The organism is Flectobacillus longus, assembly GCF_030056705.1.
In the GTDB taxonomy this organism is placed as follows: Bacteria; Bacteroidota; Bacteroidia; order Cytophagales; family Spirosomataceae; genus Flectobacillus; species Flectobacillus longus.
This window is the reverse complement of sequence record NZ_JASHIC010000045.1, coordinates 14,181-31,926: the sequence shown is the minus strand read 5'-3', so window position 1 is coordinate 31,926 and position 17,746 is coordinate 14,181. Positions and strand designations below refer to the sequence as shown.

The window sequence follows — 17,746 nt, the reverse complement described above, 5'->3', positions numbered from 1 at the left end:
AAGGGCATAACTTATTTAACTATACGTTTCGGTCTTTTCTCCTGAACGGTAGAATAACCACAAGGGCAATGACTATAATCAAAATAATTTTCATAGTGAAGAAAGAAGCTACCACACAAAGTGTGGTAGTCTTTAAAATCTATATCTACACCTATTGTCTTCAGAGAAAGAACCTCCCACAGAATGATGTGGGAGTCTAGCTAATCACTCAATTCATAAATCCAAACAAATGGATTTATGAAGCCTCTTTCTTATTTAAACCCGTCTCTTTTGTTTTTCTCGATAAAGTGCCTCACCGCAAAGAAAACGATAAATGATGGCACGAATACTTTCAAAAAAACTGCACTCCAATGCGATAAAATACTAATGATCATCCTCTAAATCGCCTCCTACGAAGTCTTTTAATTTGTCCTCCAAACTTGTTCCAGCAATAAAGCTGTAGGCAAAGTTGGCACAAAAAAAGGCAAAGCCCATAGCCATAGCGCTAACAAAGAAATCAACGAGGTTTTCAACTTCAACAGTACTCATGTTTGTAAAAGGATAAAAGTGAGAATGATAAAACTATTTTGAGAATTGTTCCTTAAGCCAGTCTACAGTACACAACAAAAACTCAAGAATTCCGAAAAATAGTAACACTGGAACTAAAAGTATTGGTATCATACTGTAAGATGTTAAGGTTTAGAAGCAAAGGCAGGACTCGAACCTGCGACCTTGAGGATATGAGCCTCACGAGCTACCTTCTGCTCTACTTTGCGGTGTTGTTTATGTAATGAATAGACTCTTAATAAATGCAAAAGATAGTACAATCGTGATTGGTTGGAATAGTATCAATTTATAATATGTGAGAACAATATATCGTCAAACTCAACTTAGTGATTTTTATTAGACTTAAATGAGGGTATGAAAATATACAGTTGTCTTAAAGTAAAATGAATGTAACTTTATTTCGATTTGACATTATTTAGGAAATAGAGCTATTCATACAAGGTTTTATTTGACTATTTTGTTTGATTTTCCAACTTTAGTTGTACAAATAAAAATTCTTTCTCACTATCAGTTAAAATACATCGACCATGCAGCTTGTGATGTACTTGTCGATTTCCATACCCAAAAGTACTAATCATCAAGTCTCGAATTGTTTTTCGGTCTTTTCTTGCTTTCAAGAAATAGGCATTTCGTATTTGTTCTAACTCCTTCATTATGACCATTTATTTATAAATTCAAATATTCGAACTATAATTTGATTTTTTTAGAGATTTCGTGTAATTTTCGTAAATAGTTCGTAGTACGTTCGTGTATAACAATTCAAATTTCTAACGTTTTTTCGTAATTAACAAATTTTACTAACAAAATTTTGAAAAATAGTTGATTTTAAATTTTAGTGGTACTCAAAGTTAAATAAAAGTTTGAAAAATAGATTTCATGATGGATAATATAAATCTTAAGCTAAAGAATGCTCTTAAAGAGAAGCACATGACTCAAGGTGATTTATGTAATAAATTGGGCATAACACAAAATGGGTTACGAAAGATGATCGACAATAATTCTATGAAGATAGAGACACTTGAACAAATCTGTAAAATATTAGAATTACCAATGTCTTATTTCTTGGATATTGATATTCAAAATAGACCAGATAGTTTTTGGAAAAGGATGGTAACAGATATGAATGATGAAATTGCAAACTGGAGGCTGAGAGCTTATAAAGCCGAAGAACTACTTAAACAAAACGGTATAAATTTTCATAGTGTAAGTAAATGTGGGGGCGTATTAGCGGCCTAATTTTTTTGGCTTTTCATTTACGTGTTTACTTACATAGTTGCATTTTGCCGATGTAACATCCTCATTTCCAGTGAACTTGTAGTCCATGCTGGTCCACATTATTTGATTTACAGTGATAAAAAGGCAATACTTTACGTGTTGCCTTTTTTGTTTTATATCGTTTATTATCAGCAAAATACGCCTAAATCAAGCCTAAACACGTTTTTTCCTCGCACTTACAAAATTACTTACACGGGTAATTCTCTACTTACATCACTTTTCCAACCGAACGTTTTTTGTTTGTTTTGACGGTTAAACTACATTTAAAACCTACACAAATGACAAAAAAACGCTCCTAAAGCAAGTTAACTACATGCAAATTAACTACTGGTTTCGTAAGTCTACAAAGAATCCAGAATTGGGAAATCTACAAGCGGTAATCAAAATTGATGGTGTTGAGTCCAAACCATTCAGTACCGGGATTGATTGCGAAAAAAGGAATTGGAATCATGATCGCAAATGTTTTGAAGGAAAAGGCAGTGCGCAAAAAGAAAAAGCTCTGCACAATTTTGAGCAACGAATGCGTATGATTCTTACTACACTTGAAGCCGAAAATCCAAACGAGTTCATTCACCCTTCAAAAATGATTGAATTACACCGTAATGACAAGGCTTCCAGAAAAAAAACTCAAGATGTTTTCACAATGCCTGATGCCATTAGGTTCTACAACACTTTGCGTCAAGAACTCAACGAAGCTGGACAACTTGACGACGAAACTCTGGAGAATGATCTTAAGTACGGGAAAAATGTTTTGAAGTTCTTGAAGGAAACAAATCGTATGTCCAAGGCTGCTGTTGATTTTAATTTGTCCGTGATGGATGAGTTGTACTTTATGAGGTCATCTTGACTTTTTAATATTCTTCATTGCGATGATAATAAATGCTATAAAGTGAAATCCTATCCAACTTGAAAGTGTTGTATCGAATCGATTTAACAAAGACCTGTAACTATCTATTCGTGCGTTAGTTCTTTTAATAGAGTATTTTTCTTTGTATAGTTCTTCGTCCATGATATGAGACCAATCATCGTCAGTGGTGTTCCTTTTGTTTGGAGCAATGTTGGCGATAATTTGTTTTAGATGACATAGTTGATGTAAATGCTCTGTATCAAATCGCAGCGGCGAACAGTCCTGTGTCTGTATTCATAAATAGTCCATCAACAGAGATAGTAGCTTCCTCTAACATGGTAGTAAGTTCTTCAAAGTCTGCTCAATGTTAAATAAATCATTATGATTACCTGTAACTGGTGTTGATATAGTCAATACAAGTCCTTGTTTATCAGTCAAGTAAAGAGCATTGGTGGTTTTTCTCTTCTTTCTGCCTTGATAAGCAACTTCTTCGCTACCTAGAATACATGACGAATGACTTCCTTCTAAATTTATCCTTGAAAGGTCGAATGAAGACTTGTATTTTTTCAAAAGTACTATCCAACACTTTTTTCAAATACCTTCCTTACACCAACGGCGATAATGTCCGAAAATAGTTTTGTAGTGAAGAGTACGAGTACTGAATAAGCTTTCGACAGGCAATAAATGCCATTGAATCTCTTAACATGGTTACCAGTCTTAACTTATAGAGAATACAGTTAATTATTTCACTAAGAGGAACTTGTGGATTAAAGCCTCGTTTTCTTTCAGGTAAATAACCGATTATTTCTTATTCTATTATATCTTTGCTAAGTACGTAGTACATAAAAAGGTTGCTTGGTATGGTTCGCAAAACAAATATCAGCAACCTTTTTTATTTCTATGCAATTCTATCAAAAGTCAAGATGACTTCTATTTTAAAACCCTTTCAAGCACTAAAAAAAAGAAATTTGGCCTATACTTGATTGTGAAAGTACAGCTACCTTTAATCTTGATATTAACAAATAGTATTCCTCAAAAAGCTCTCATCATTTTCTAAGATAGGAATACTTTTTATGAGAAGAAGATAGTGGCTTTAGAGAGGGGGGGGTAGTGCAAAGCTAGTGTGAGATTATATTTAAGATTGGATTAAAAGCTAATTATTCTATTGAAATTTAACATTTAAGCTAATCTGTTTTGGGGAAGCTTCCAACACCTACATTGAGCGATTCAATCAAACTTACCGTAGACAAGTGATAGATGCTAAAGCGTTTGATTCTTTGGAGGAAGTACGACAACAAACCGATCTCTGGATGAAGGGTTATAACTTCGTCCATCTGCATATTGTATTAGATGGTATGAGTCCAGTAGATTATAGAATAAAAAAGGAATGTGAAACATAGTCAAATGATATAGATCCTGTATATTCTAAAATGTACTAAAAAGTATAAGTCCAAACAGGTTGTCTATACTAGCTATTTTTATAGCGTTATAACTTTGTAAAACGTTGAAGGGATTCTCTGATACAAAAAAACTTAGAGCAAAGCGCATATTTTATTGGCGTTTTTGAACACTGTTCAAAATAAATTGCAAAATATTTTTTTTATTGAACACTGTTTAATAAATTTGCATATCAAATAAAGTTGATATGTCGATAGCGAAGAGAAAAGAGCAGGAAAAATTAGAAATGCACAAACGGATTTTAGATAGTGCCCGTAAGATATTTCTTGAAAAAGGTTATGAGCAGACCAGTATCCGAAACATTGCCAGCGAAATCAATTACAGCCCAGGGTCAATCTATTTCTATTTTAAAGACAAGAATGAGATTTTCCATGAGCTACATAAAGAAGGATTTAGGTTGCTTTTAAGCCAGATGAAAGCCGTGAATACCATCGAAAATCCTTTCGAGCGGTACAAAGCCTTAGGCTTGGTTTTTATTCGTTTTGCACAAAATCATACGGACTATTATAACCTAATGTTTCTAGTAAGTGAAACAGGAAAAGTACAAGGTGAAGGCTTCCAAATAGCACAAGAGGCCATCGAACATTTGTCTGGTGTAATCCACCTTTGTCAGGAGCAAGGTTGGTTCAAAGGATTGAATAATAAGTATTTGACATTTATGACGCTTTCTGCCGTGCATGGAATCTGTTCGTTGTATTGCAAAGACCGAATGGCTGGTTTTTTTGAAAAACCAGGCGAAGAACTGATGATTCATGGATATGAAACCTTTATTGCGTTGATAGACAAAAAATAGTATCTTTTTAGTAAAAAAGCGTTCAGCTAACACAGGACGATGATAACAGGATGTACTTCATTCTTGTCAATTCGTCCTACTTTTTTAATTTTCATTTGAACAGTGTTTAAATTTATTACAGTGATTAAAATTACGACAAAATCCAGAGCATGGATGACTGTATTATCGCTTCCGATGCTCGCCATGTTGGTCTTTCCTTCAAGAGGGCAGAGCCGACTACAGAATTACATTACAGAAGGGCTTACTTCAAATCAGAGTATCAAACAACAGGGTTTTATTCTCGAAAGGAATGTGCTGGCTCTGGCAGAAGCAAAGACTATGTTTATGCCAAGTATATCCTTTTCAACGACTTATACCAAAGCAAGTGGCGGTCGAACGATTAATTTTCCTACTGGAGATCTGTTGAATGGCGTCTATTCCACGCTCAATCAGATTACTGGGACGGGGGCTTTCCCTAATCTGCAAAACCAGAGCATCCAATTGTTTCCTGACAATTTTTATGATGCCAAATTTCGGACTACGATGCCGCTTTTAAATGCAGAGCTAGAGTATAACAAACGTATCAAAGCCCAGCAGGTAGACTTGCAAAAAGCAGAAGTACTGGTTTACAAGCGAGAACTGGTCAAGGAAATCAAAACAGCTTATTACCAGTACGGAAAGGCTCTTAATGCCGTAAAGATCTATGAATCCTCGTTGGGATTGGTGCAGGAAGGGCAACGAATTAATCAGGTTTTGTTTGATAATGAAAAAGTAAATCGGACTAGTGTTACTCGTAGCACCAACGAGGTGTCCAAAATTAATGCTTCGTTAATTGCAGCCCGACAGACAAAAGAAGCAGCCCGCAACTACTTCAACTTTCTGCTCAATCGTCCTCTTACCGACAGCATCGAGATTGATTCCATGAGCGGTTTACCTGAAATGGATTTACTCTTAGCTGGTGATGTGGTAAACAGAGAAGAACTTTTTAAACTAAAAATTGCAGAGGACATCAATACTAACCTGACTGGACTTGCCAAATCCTATATCATACCCAAAATAGGAACGTTTATAGACCTAGGTTCACAGGCATTCAACTTAGACTTTAACAAAAAAAGTCGCTACTACTTCTGGGGATTATCGCTTGACTGGGATCTTTTCTCCTTTGGAAAAAACAATTATCGGATTAAAAAGGCTGAAGCCGAACAAAAAAGTATTTTAGCCCAAACGGATTATGTATCACATCAATTATTAACAGAGTTGAGAGTACGCCAAAATCAGATGAAGAGTGCTGTCGCACAGTATCAATCTGCCCAATCGCAGCTCAAAACGGCTCAGACTTACTACAACGACCAGCTCAAACTATACCGAGAAGGCGTAGTCATTTACATTGAACTGCTCGATGCTCAAAATCAACTTATCAATGCCCGCTTGGATGCCAACATCGCACTATTTGATACGTGGATTATCCAGACTGCGATAGAACGTGCCAATGCAAGCTTCACATTTTAATAAATTAAATTAGCTTATTACATGAAAAAAATTCCATTACTCATTTTAGCAGCGGGTATTATTGCTGGCTGTAAAGAGAAACCAAAAGAAAAAACGCATTTTGAAGACAGCAATGTGCTTGCTGTAAAAGTGCTTGCCGTCAGCTCTTTGGACTTATCGGGCAACATCAATGCCACTGGTCTTGTGAGCACAGAACATGAAGCCAAATATAGTTTCAAGATAGGTGGTGTAATTAGCCGAATTCTTGTAGAAGAAGGACAATCTTTCAAAAAAGGACAATTGCTTGCAGTATTGAATGCAACAGAAATCGCAGCGGGTCTAGGTCAGTCAACTCTGAGCGTGGAAAAGGCTCAGCGTGATTATGACCGAGCGGTAAATCTCTACAGAGACAGTGTATATACCAAAGAGCAATTACAGAATACTAAGACGATGTTAGATATTGCGAAAAAAGGACGGGAATCGGTTTCTTTTAACGAGCAGTATTCCAAAATTTATGCTGCTGCTGATGGTTTTGTAGCCAAGCGGATGGCGTCGGAAGGGGAAGTGGTTGGAGCAGGCTACCCAGTTCTGGTTATCAATGAGGCCAAACAGAACGAAGGCTATCTGCTACGCATTGGGCTTACTGATAGAGAATGGGCTTCTGTTTCGGTAGGACAAAAAGCTACAGTAACGCTAGATGGCTATCCCGATAGACAGATTGATGCCTATGTATTGAGGAAGTCTCAAACCTCAGATGCAGCATCATTTCAGGTAGAACTAAAATTGAAACTAAACAATATTAGACCTGCTGTAGGTATGTTTGGAAAAGCACAGATCGCAGCAGGGAGAGCACAACATGTGATAAGCATTCCTTATGATGCTTTGGTAGAAGTTGATGGAAATACTGGTTATGCCTTTATTTTAAAAGGTGCTAGAAAAGTAAGTAAGGTCCCTGTTGAAATTTTGAGTTTCGACAATAAAACTGTGTACCTAAAAGATGGGCTGAAAGCAACCGATCAGGTGGTTATTTCCAACAGTGCTTATCTGAGCGAAGAATCTATAATTAAAGTAATCCAGTAATCTCAAAGAAATGAAAATCACCAGTTTTGCTGTCAAAAATTATGAGTTTACGCTGATTATTTTTCTTCTGGTCGCTGTTGTCGGTCTGCTGACGCTGTTTACAATGCCACGCTCTGAAGACCCGACTACACATCCACCACAGTATCTAATTACCGTAATTTATCCTGGCACTAGTCCAAAGGATATGGAAGAGCAGGTGGTAAAGCCCATCGAAAATAGAATTTATAGTTTGGAGAACATCGATAAGATCTTGACCACGGTGGAAGACGGGGTAGCCGCAATACAGGTCAAGTTCAAATATGGTGTAGATGTGGATAATAAGTATCAGGAAATTTCCACTGAAATCAATGCCTTAAAAAATAGCGAGCTTCCAAAGGAAATCTATCTGATTAAGACCGAAAAAATTGCCTCGTCTGATGTGAAAATCATTCAGGTTGCATTAGTATCAAACACTGCCTCGTCGAAAATATTGAGGGATAATGCCGATATCCTGAAAACGAGACTTGAAAAGATTACCAATCTAAGGGAAGTGAAATACACTGGGATGCCAGAGCAAGAAATTCGTATTGATTTGGAATTAGATAAACTGGCTCAGTTGAAAATACCCTTGAATCTGGTTGTTGGTAGCTTGCAAAGCGAAGCCGCCGACATTCCAGGCGGAAGTATTCATGTGGACAGTAAGGTATTTAATGTTAAAACCAGTGGGAAGTTTAAAAATGCAGAAGATGTTGCTAATACGGTCATCTACAACGCCAACGGGAAAATCGTTTATCTAAAGGATGTCGCTAGGGTAAGCTATAAAGACGGCACTATTAACCACATTACCCGTATTAATGGTCAGCGTTGTATTCTTGTGACGGCGGCTATGAAAAATAATGTAGATATCAGCCAAGTTAAAAAGGAATATATGCCTGTATTGGAAGAGTTTTCAGAAACATTGCCTGAGAAAATCAAAATGGTCAAAAATTTCGACCAAGCAGACATGGTTTCAAAACGCCTAGGACACCTTGGTTTTGATTTCGGATTGGCAATAGTGCTTGTGATTGTTACGCTATTACCGTTGGGTTTTAGACCTTCTTTGATAGTAATGATTTCCATCCCACTTTCTTTGGCTCTTGGTCTTATTGCCATGAATTTTTCGGGTTACTCGCTTAACCAACTCAGTATTGTGGGGCTTGTGGTTGCATTGGGTCTTTTAGTAGATGATAGCATCGTTGTTGTTGAAAATATAGAAAGGTGGCTTAGAGAAGGGCATTCCAGAAAGGATGCCATTTTAAATGGGACTAAACAGATTGGGATAGCTGTGGTTGGTTGTACAGCCACTCTTGTCATTGCATTTTTACCTTTGGCTTTTTTGCCTGATATAGCGGGAGAATTCATCCGAAGTCTGCCTATGGCCATCATTACCAGTGTATTGTCATCAATGATTGTAGCACTTACACTAGTGCCTTTTATAGGAAGCAAGATTTTGAAAACTCATACACACGGGGAAGGTAATTTCTTTCTACGAAAACTACAGGGCTTTTTAACATATTCTTACCAAGGCATTATGCCGATTGCCTTGAAGTGGCCAAAAATTACAATTGGTATATCGCTTGCATTGAGTGTACTTGCCTTTTTATTGTTTCCGTTGGCTGGCTTTAAACTTTTCCCTACTTCGGAAAAGCCAATGTTTCTAATCAATATTAAAATGCCTTTGCAGGCAAATATCCTTGAAAGTGACAAGGCTACGAAACTGGTCGAAATGGAATTGAAAAAGCATAATGAGATTGTTTATTACACCTCTAACGTAGGAAAGGGTAATCCGCAAATTTATTATAATGTGCACCAACAAGACATCAAACCAGACTTTGCACAGATTTTTGTTCAGTTGGAGGAAGAAACAAATCCAAATGCTAAGACTGAGCTTATTAAAAGACTGAGAAACAAGTTTAGTAATTTCCCGTATGCCAAGATAGAGGTGAAAGATTTTGACCAAGGCACCCCAATTGAAGCCAATATCGTCGTGAGGGTCTTTGGTGACAATCAGGATACCTTACGTTTGCTTACCTTTAAAGTAGAGGAAATACTACGTAGGCATCCAGGCACATTCTTTATTAATAACGAGCTGAATACCTATAAAACGGATGTAAAAGTCAGCATTGATAAAGAAAAAGCAAGAACCTTAGGCTTGATGACCAGTGATATAGATAAGGTGATTAGAATGGCTGTTGCTGGACTAAATGTTGGCGATTATATTGATGATAGGGGCGATACAAGGAATGTTGTCATTACGATTCCACGCAACAAATTTTCAAATCTAAATGCACTAAAAAACCTTTATGTAAGTAATATTCAAGGAGTGCCTGTACAGATAGAGCAGATTGCGAGTGTCGGCTTTGAAACCTCACCAACTGCCATCAATCACTTCAATAAGTCACGTTTTGCAAAGGTTACTTCGCTGACGAAGGACAATGTACTTGCCAACGATATTTTGAAAGAAGTAATACCCGAGCTTAATAAATTGAAGATGCCAAAGGGTTATTATTACAAATTGTCTGGTGAGGCTGAATCAGAAGGGGATGCACTGGGCGGGAATTTTCTGTCGGTTATTATTTTAAGCACGTTCCTGTTTATTGCAGTGTTGCTTTTACAGTTCAAAACCTTCAAGGGAATCATTATCGTTCTATCCATCATTCCCTTGGGTGTTTTAGGCGGGGTGGTATTTTTACTGATGACAGGAAATCCAATGTCCCTTGTTTCTATCATCGGTTTCATCGGGCTATCGGGTATACAGGTCAAGAACTCGCTATTACTTGTTGACTTTACCAATCAACTCAGAGAAGAAGGTAAAAGTATAGATGAGGCAATCCATATTGCTGGGGAAACCAGATTCCTGCCTGTGGTGCTTACTTCAATAACTGCTATATGTGGTCTTATACCTATTGCCATGAACCCCAATCCGCAAATTGCTCCACTTGCGATTGTGTTGATAGGAGGGCTAATCAGTTCAACCATACTATCGAGGGTTGTTACGCCAGTGATGTATAAACTGATTCCGCCAAGCATTGAAGCAGAAGACGATAATTAACTTAAAAGAAGTAAATAACTTATAATTAGTGTGGCAAGGGCAATCTTGTTATATTAATTTTTGTAGGCGCTGTTACTTCCAACTGTACTTTAACAATAATATATTGGACGCAAGAGAACAAAAAATCACAGAACGGATAGTGATGAAAAAGTTGATCCTTGATGCTGCGATTGATTTACACTCAGAGAAAGGTTTGGGTTTTACTACAATCCGTAAAATATCTGAAAAGATAGGATATAGCCCTGCGACAATCTACCTGTATTATCCGACCAAGGATGCGATTCTTAACGCTATCCAGAAAGAGGTATTTGAAAGGCTGTTGACTACCTTGACATCCATTGATGTATATGAAAATCCAGTCGAGAGATTAAAGAATCTGGGCAGGTTATATATTGATTTTGGAGTAAAGAATCCTGAGCAATATGATTTGATATTCATACAGCATTCTCCCATGGAGGCTGTTAGCAATAGTCAAGATATGGATTACTTTTATCAAACTTTTCTTATTATACAGAATGCTGTAAATGCGTGTGTTACCCCCAAAATGACTATTAATCATTATACATATACAGCATCATTACATTTATGGTTTCTCCTAGATGGACTGATTTCTTTATATGTGAAAAATCGACTAAGGCATACTTTTCAATCAGAACAACAGACATTAAATTATATGTATCTGAGTTGGGATTTATGTATTGCAACTTTTTAGTATTGATTGTTGTATAATGAAGACATCATTTAGCTAGTGTAATAGACATATCTGGTCAGTTAAATTACTCCGTTACCAGACTAATTGAAACTGGGAAAACGACTTAGGGGTTAATTCATATTGCTTTCATCACTGAGTTAAAAAATAGACTTCAAGATTAGATTATCCCCTATTTCTCATTGCTCTCCAAAATGAAATGTATTTTGTCATACTCAATATAAAAACAAATCAAATTATGAGAAAAGTATTGATTACCGGTGCCAGTGGCGGCATTGGACTAGGAGTAGCGAAACTTTTAGCTGCAAAAAAATACCAGATTACCCTTGTAGCAAGACGAGAGGAGGCCCTCAATAAAGCAAAAAACAGTCTTGCGGGTATAGGACATACGATTCATGTATGTGATCTGACAAAACCAGAAGATGTACAAAAATTAGTTACACATATAGAGGGTCACTCTTACGATATACTCATAAATAATGCGGGCGTAGGGATGTATGGACAATTTATCCAAATGCCACTCGATGAGCAGTTATCAAGTATGCAGTTAAATATGAATACTCTTGTAGTATTGTCTTACGCATTTTTGAAAAAAGCAAAATCGGGTGATGCATTGGTTAATGTAGCCTCCATGTTAGGTCATTCCTCATTTCCAGGTGCATCCGTATATGCTGCTACGAAGAGCTTTGTAGCTAACTTCTCAGAATCCTTGTGGTTTGAATTTAAAAAGAAGAATATCTTTATCTTAGGATTTAATCCCGGAGCAACAAGAACTGATTTCCATAGCAATGCAGGTGGTGAAACCTCTTCTTATCCTGAGTTTGTACTTTCCAATATCGAAGACGTAGCAAATGATTTAGTTAGAGCACTTGAAAAGCGAAATAAGCCCAGAGTTGTATCAGGTTGGAAAAATCGCATGATGCTGTTTACGTTCAAATTATTGAGCAGGTCAACTGCTGTAAATATTATGGGAGGAATAAGTCCGGGAATGAAATATTGATAATAATTTGCTACTATAATAAAATAAGAACATTACTTGATTAGCGCTACCTGATCATATTTTCACCCTTCTTGGGCTTCGTTCCTTTTTACTACACGAAGCTCAAGAAAGGTGTCATACTTTTTCATTCTATTATCAACTGGACTCATACCGCCAAATGAAACATGTAGTTGTATGTAATTATAATTCTTCATTGTTAGTTTACCACCTTTATGAATCTAATATAAAATCATTTAACTAATGCCTGCGATAAGTATACGTCTTAACTTGTCGTCTCTAGTTGGATTAATGAAATAACTTGCGATGAATGGATTAAAGATATTGTCTATGACTTTACTAAATCGTAGATAATTTATGTCACCTTACAGCTTTTGAGTGAGTACTAGGGCTATTCCTTCGTCATTTAGAAAATAAGTGTAGCCAACCATTTAAGGAATTATTATTGATGGACAACTCTTTTAACCCGAACTAAAAATAGAAAGCTAATAATTCTGTAAAATCCTCAGCGCCTTAGTCTCTCTTTTCTGACTAAGATGATTCCTATTTTCTAATTTAGACTCATACTATATTTATAAATTTTAGAACCTTTCGTTACATTGTGATTCTGTTCAATGGACAGATATCGACGTGTGTAGCGGATAGTGCGTGCACACATTATAAGTTAGGCAAGTATCTGTTATCCCATACATGGAAAGAGTTTTCTCAACCATTGCTTGAGGCAAGACGTATGTTAATATATTGAGAAACCTAAAGCTGGCCATTCTACGTAAAGAACCTTCTATATTAATTTCGATGAATAAAAGAGATGAATGATAAAAAAGCTATATTTGGTATAGAGTTTCTCCTATATTTTCACTCCTACCTAATAAAAAATGAAAAAAGCTCTATTACTATGTTGTGCCTTATTCTTCTCTTTACACACTAGCTATGCACAAAGTACAAATCGTGTAAAAATTATCTCTATTAATCCTAGCGAAGACACTGGACAAGATTATTCCTCTTGGCTCACAGATAACCTAGACTCACTCGTCGAAAGTGCATGGACTAATAATGCCAAATGGGTTGATGTTAGGCTAACTCTCGAGCATAGAAGTACCATCTCAAAGCTTTCATTTTATGATTACACAGGTGTTTTTACGGAACATCCAGCTCAAATTTATGCTTTGAAAGATACTACATTGACATTACTTGGTTTATTTGATGGTTTTACTTACGATAATTTTGTCGATTTGAACTTAACCAATCCTGTAATCGCTGATGCTATTGTCATAAGAAAATTTGGTAATGATATCCCTCAGAAAGTTCAAATATTTGGGGAGACAACACCTAATAGCTCACCCTTAAACCGTTTAAGATACTTTGCAATCACGCCTAATATCAACACAGGACAAGATTATACGCCTTGGCTTTCAGATAGTTTGGATGTATTGGTAGAAAGTTCATGGTCGAGTAGCAATAGCGTTTGGGTAGATATAAAGCTGACTCTTGAATTTAAAAGCATTATTTCAAAGCTTTCCTTTTTTGACTATACAGGCGTTTTTACTGATAGACCAGCCTCCATTTATGCTCTAAATGATACTACAAAAACATTTTTAGGTTTATTTGATGGATCAACTTATAATTCATTTGTTGACTTGAATTTGGCAAATCCGATTGTGGCTGATGCGATTATTGTTCGTAAATACGGCAATAATGTTCCCCAGAAAGTTAATGTCTATGGAAACCCTGTTAATGGAGTAGCTAAGGCAATTGTAACTGGATCAACTACAAACCCAAACACACCAACTACACCGACTGGTCCTACAATAGTGGGCACCAAAATCCCAATTGCTCCGAAAAGATGGTACCAATTAAACCATGTAGGGAATGGACTAGATGCTTTATTTGATGGCAATACCGAAAATGAGGTCTTCACTGGTTGGGGTAAAATCTTAGATAATTATGATTGCTATTATCCTTTAAAAGAAGGAGAAGTAATTAATATTCAAAGTGTAAAATTTTATGATGGCTCAGGCACTATGACAAACGAACCGTTTAAGCTATACGGTATTACTGACCAATGGGAACGAGTTTTGATTGCTACTTTCACAGGAAGTACGTATAACCAATGGGTAGGGCCTAATCCGAGTGATATTAATAACTTCGTTCTTGCAAATCCTTCTACTGCTAACTTTAGATATTTACTTATCAATTGTTATGGGGGATATCCTAGAGAAATGGAATTGTATGGTACTTACACCGCAAGTACTGTTGCTCAAACGAGCCCACCTTTGAAAAATATAAAGATGAAAGATGCTTTTGGTATCAATTCTTTTGAATGGGATTTCTTAAAAGCTATTGATGCTTCTTTAATTGATGAAAATAAAGTGCAGGCTTTTAAAGCGTTTACAGGTTTTCGTCAGTATATGGACTGGGAGAAAATAGAACATTATGAAAATGTTTACACCTATAATCCATGCTTTAATGGAGGATGGAATTATGATGCAATCTACGAACGTTGTAAGCAAGATGGCATAGAGGTTTTGCCATGTTTGCAAGGGGTTCCTTATTGGTTTTTTAATACCTACCCTGATTCTTCATATCATGATGGACAAATTGTTCCAGCAAGGTATGGTTATTCGTATTCAGATCCTAATGCTTATAGAGACCAAGCTCAAGTAGCGTTTCAGTATGTCGCAAGATACGGAAGCAATACTAACGTTGATACTGCATTGCTTAGTGTTTTTGATCAACCACGTTGGACAAGCGATAGCCCAAATGTGTTAAAAGTAGGGCTTAATGTTATCAAATACATTGAATGTGGTAATGAAAGAGATAAATGGTGGAAAGGACGTAAAGGTTATCAAACAGCCCGTGAATATGCAGCTAACTTATCAGCATTTTATGATGGACATAAAAATACTATGGGAGCTGGTATCGGTGTTAAAAATGCAGACCCCAACATCAAAGTAGTAATGGCAGGTTTAGCTTCTGCTGACCCAGACTATGTAAGAGGAATGATTGACTGGTGCAAAGAGTTCAGAGGTTATAAGCCAGATGGGAAAGTCAATTTATGTTGGGATGTAATTAATTATCACTTATATTCAGACAATGCTAACTCGTCTCAAAGTGGTTCTTCGACAAGAGCTGCTGCTCCAGAAGTTTCTTCGGCATTAAATACTGCAAAGAAGTTTGTTCAACTCGCACATGATGAAGCCTACGATATGCCAGTGTGGATTACAGAATTAGGCTTTGATTTGAATCAAAGCAGTCCACTAAAAGCTATTCCAATTGGTAATAAATCTGCTCTTATTACTCAAGCAGATTGGGGACTTCGTTCGGCATTGATGTATAATCGCTTAGGGTTAGAAAGAAGCTTCTTCTATATGTTGTATGATTCAGACCTTAGTAATGCCACTCAGTTTGCATCTTCAGGCTTAATAGACTCACTAAGACAGCGTCGCCCGATTGCTGATTATTTGTACCAAACAAAAAATCTAGTAGGGGATTACGTTTACAAAGAAACCATTTCACAAGATCCTTTGGTGGATAGATATGAGCTAAACGGGAAATCTGCTTATGCTTTAATGATTCCAGATGAGATAGGAAGAACAGGGAATTACACTTTATCATTGAATAATGTCAACGATATTAAAATTTATTCTCCAAAAGCAGGAAGTGAAAAAATGGATAGTCTAAGTGTTACAGATAACACTCATAATTTTCATATAGCAGTGACAGAAACTCCTATTTTCGTTATTCCAGGGCAATCAGTAGATAATAACAACCAAAATTATCAAGCGAACTCGTCTTTCAATACTTCTAGTTTAAGTGCAGGTAATAACTATGTATCTTCTTCATCAAAAGATTATAATAGTACTATCTTACTTAATAAAGTTACTACAGAAAGAAATATGGTATCTATCGTTTATCCTAATCCAGCTTCGGATATATTGTATATTGCAACCAGTATTTTGAGTAAAGTTAACCATGTGAAATTGCAAAATATGAGTGGTATCACTGTAATAGAATCTAATGCTATTTCAGCAGAAGGTATCAGTATTAAAGACCTTCCTTCAGGTAATTATTTGCTTTCAGTGGACTTGAATGATGGTAAAATAGAATACCATAAAGTAACCATTGTAAGATAGCTTTTTTAAAAAGTTAATTTAAGCGGTAACCAATATCAAAAACTAAGTATAGTCACCCAGTGTTAATTTTGAGTTTTCAAATGACAAATTATTTGCTGTGTTGTTTACTCTCTGGTGAAAGCTAATGAGGTTTCAATGATAATGAAAGGAACAGACTTGCTTTCCGAATGTGAACAGAAGTAATAATAAAGCCTGCTACCATTGTTATTAGTAGCAGGCTTTATCATTATATACTCTTAAGGGACTCAGGTAGCATTAATAAAAATGGTACGCATCTTTCCCAGTGAAGCGCATAATAGTTGAATCCTAATGCAATAGCTTTATAGTATTCAGGACGGTTGTCGAAGTAATACTTCTCAGAGTTGATAGACCATGCGGACATACCTAGTTTTGAAACTAAAAACCACTTTTCTAATAACCTTGCAGACCTACCGTTACCGTCCATAAAAGGGTGAATTAATGCCACCCAAAGGTGAATCATAGAGGCATAATAGAAAATTTCTTTATGAGTTAGGTTTTTCTTTAGAAGCTCTGTGATGTCTGAAAATAACTTGGTCATTTCCTGATTAACAAATTGGGGCTCTACAGCCCAATATACAGGTCTTAAGGTTGCTGAATCTCTAATGCCAACTTGCTCTTTCCTGATTTTACCCCTCATATTTGCTGTAAGTAACGTCTTTGAAAGAATCTCATGAGCTTTCAAAAAGTTAGCCTTATTGAGTATGTTCTCAGAGCAGAATTTATAGGCTTTTACTAAATTCTCAATTTCTTGAACTTCCTTTTTATTCGGAGAAACTTTACTATCTCTATTTCTAAAGAAACTATTAGCATCAAGGGTATTTCCTTCTATTTTCGAAGAATAGAGAGAGGATGCAATAATATAATGTTCAAAGTCTCCAGTTGTCAAATTAGCCTTTGAATTTAGCTTATCAGAAATACTCAACCAGTCCAAGTTAGACTGAGAAGAATATGCCTCTAAGTACTCAGATGATATTATTTTTAGGTTTTTCCCCATGTTACAAATATGCTTATTGTTGCATTTAAAGAGAAAAGTTATTGATTTGATGACTTGGAAGATAATCGAATCACTAGTTTCCGCTTTCTTAGTGCCAACTAATAAAAAGATAATAAAAAATCGCTGCTAGAGAAATAACAAAAGCATATTCAAGAAGTGCTTTTCGTTATCAATGGGTATTATAATATCCTTGTTTTACGAGAAAAGAAATTTGGGCTATACTTAATTATGAAAGCAGAGCTACATTTAATAGCCACATGAATAGGGGAGGACTCCGTACAAAGCTCTCATCATTTTTTACGAAAGGAATACTTTTATAGTAATATTGGAGAGTGTGTTTAGTGCGAAGCTAGGGT

Annotated in this window: 12 protein-coding genes and 1 tRNA gene; 10 read left to right on the top strand and 3 right to left on the bottom strand. The window is 36.2% G+C overall.

Features of this window, described 5'->3' with window-relative positions:
* Positions 1-363 precede the first annotated feature (363 nt).
* Positions 364-528, bottom strand: coding sequence for a hypothetical protein (locus QM491_RS24525; protein ID WP_283330201.1), 165 nt, complete (start codon positions 526-528; stop codon positions 364-366).
* A 154-nt stretch (positions 529-682) separates the two neighbouring features.
* A tRNA-Met gene (locus tag QM491_RS24520) sits at positions 683-755 on the bottom strand.
* 667 nt (positions 756-1,422) lie between these two features.
* Here QM491_RS24520 and QM491_RS24515 point away from each other — a divergent pair.
* The 10 genes from QM491_RS24515 to QM491_RS24470 all read left to right on the top strand — a co-directional run bounded on the left by QM491_RS24515 (position 1,423) and on the right by QM491_RS24470 (position 16,375).
* Complete coding sequence (locus QM491_RS24515; protein ID WP_283330200.1) at positions 1,423-1,782, top strand: helix-turn-helix domain-containing protein; 360 nt, start codon at positions 1,423-1,425, stop codon at positions 1,780-1,782.
* Positions 1,783-2,134: 352 nt separating this feature from the next.
* A complete protein-coding gene (locus QM491_RS24510) occupies positions 2,135-2,668 on the top strand; it encodes a hypothetical protein (protein ID WP_283330198.1) in 534 nt (177 codons plus the stop codon).
* A gap of 1,250 nt (positions 2,669-3,918) precedes the next feature.
* A complete protein-coding gene (locus tag QM491_RS25585) occupies positions 3,919-4,068 on the top strand; it encodes a hypothetical protein (RefSeq protein WP_374761272.1) in 150 nt (49 codons plus the stop codon).
* 245 nt (positions 4,069-4,313) lie between these two features.
* Positions 4,314-4,919, top strand: a complete 606-nt coding sequence (locus QM491_RS24500; protein WP_283330196.1) for a TetR/AcrR family transcriptional regulator — start codon at positions 4,314-4,316, stop codon at positions 4,917-4,919.
* 102 nt (positions 4,920-5,021) lie between these two features.
* The gene (locus tag QM491_RS24495; RefSeq protein ID WP_283330195.1) at positions 5,022-6,407 is read left to right on the top strand and encodes a TolC family protein; all 1,386 of its coding nucleotides are present in this window, start codon (positions 5,022-5,024) and stop codon (positions 6,405-6,407) included.
* 21 nt (positions 6,408-6,428) lie between these two features.
* Positions 6,429-7,466, top strand: a complete 1,038-nt coding sequence (locus QM491_RS24490) for an efflux RND transporter periplasmic adaptor subunit (protein WP_283330194.1) — start codon at positions 6,429-6,431, stop codon at positions 7,464-7,466.
* Between the two features lie 10 nt (positions 7,467-7,476).
* Complete coding sequence (locus QM491_RS24485) at positions 7,477-10,536, top strand: efflux RND transporter permease subunit (RefSeq protein ID WP_283330192.1); 3,060 nt, start codon at positions 7,477-7,479, stop codon at positions 10,534-10,536.
* 142 nt (positions 10,537-10,678) lie between these two features.
* Positions 10,679-11,248, top strand: a complete 570-nt coding sequence (locus QM491_RS24480; RefSeq protein WP_283330191.1) for a TetR/AcrR family transcriptional regulator — start codon at positions 10,679-10,681, stop codon at positions 11,246-11,248.
* 235 nt (positions 11,249-11,483) lie between these two features.
* Entirely contained in the window at positions 11,484-12,245 is a 762-nt protein-coding gene (locus QM491_RS24475) for an SDR family NAD(P)-dependent oxidoreductase (protein WP_283330190.1), read from the top strand.
* Positions 12,246-13,117: 872 nt separating this feature from the next.
* Positions 13,118-16,375, top strand: a complete 3,258-nt coding sequence (locus QM491_RS24470) for a T9SS type A sorting domain-containing protein (protein WP_283330189.1) — start codon at positions 13,118-13,120, stop codon at positions 16,373-16,375.
* A 226-nt stretch (positions 16,376-16,601) separates the two neighbouring features.
* On the opposite strand, the gene QM491_RS24465 is transcribed toward QM491_RS24470, so the two are convergent.
* On the bottom strand, positions 16,602-17,390 hold the full coding sequence (locus QM491_RS24465) for a Fic family protein (RefSeq protein WP_283330188.1): 789 nt from the start codon (positions 17,388-17,390) through the stop codon (positions 16,602-16,604).
* Positions 17,391-17,746 lie beyond the last annotated feature (356 nt).

Excerpts from the sequence above, each read along its gene's own strand:
- QM491_RS24515 (WP_283330200.1), top strand. The coding sequence starts at position 1,423 with ATGATGGATAATATAAATCTTAAGCTAAAGAATGCTCTTAAAGAGAAG.
- QM491_RS24490 (WP_283330194.1), top strand. The coding sequence starts at position 6,429 with ATGAAAAAAATTCCATTACTCATTTTAGCAGCGGGTATTATTGCTGGC.
- QM491_RS24470 (WP_283330189.1), top strand. The coding sequence starts at position 13,118 with ATGAAAAAAGCTCTATTACTATGTTGTGCCTTATTCTTCTCTTTACAC.
- QM491_RS24510 (WP_283330198.1), top strand. The coding sequence starts at position 2,135 with ATGCAAATTAACTACTGGTTTCGTAAGTCTACAAAGAATCCAGAATTG.
- QM491_RS24480 (WP_283330191.1), top strand. The coding sequence starts at position 10,679 with ATGAAAAAGTTGATCCTTGATGCTGCGATTGATTTACACTCAGAGAAA.
- QM491_RS24465 (WP_283330188.1), bottom strand. The coding sequence starts at position 17,390 with ATGGGGAAAAACCTAAAAATAATATCATCTGAGTACTTAGAGGCATAT.
- QM491_RS24500 (WP_283330196.1), top strand. The coding sequence starts at position 4,314 with ATGTCGATAGCGAAGAGAAAAGAGCAGGAAAAATTAGAAATGCACAAA.
- QM491_RS24525 (WP_283330201.1), bottom strand. The coding sequence starts at position 528 with ATGAGTACTGTTGAAGTTGAAAACCTCGTTGATTTCTTTGTTAGCGCT.
- QM491_RS24475 (WP_283330190.1), top strand. The coding sequence starts at position 11,484 with ATGAGAAAAGTATTGATTACCGGTGCCAGTGGCGGCATTGGACTAGGA.
- QM491_RS24485 (WP_283330192.1), top strand. The coding sequence starts at position 7,477 with ATGAAAATCACCAGTTTTGCTGTCAAAAATTATGAGTTTACGCTGATT.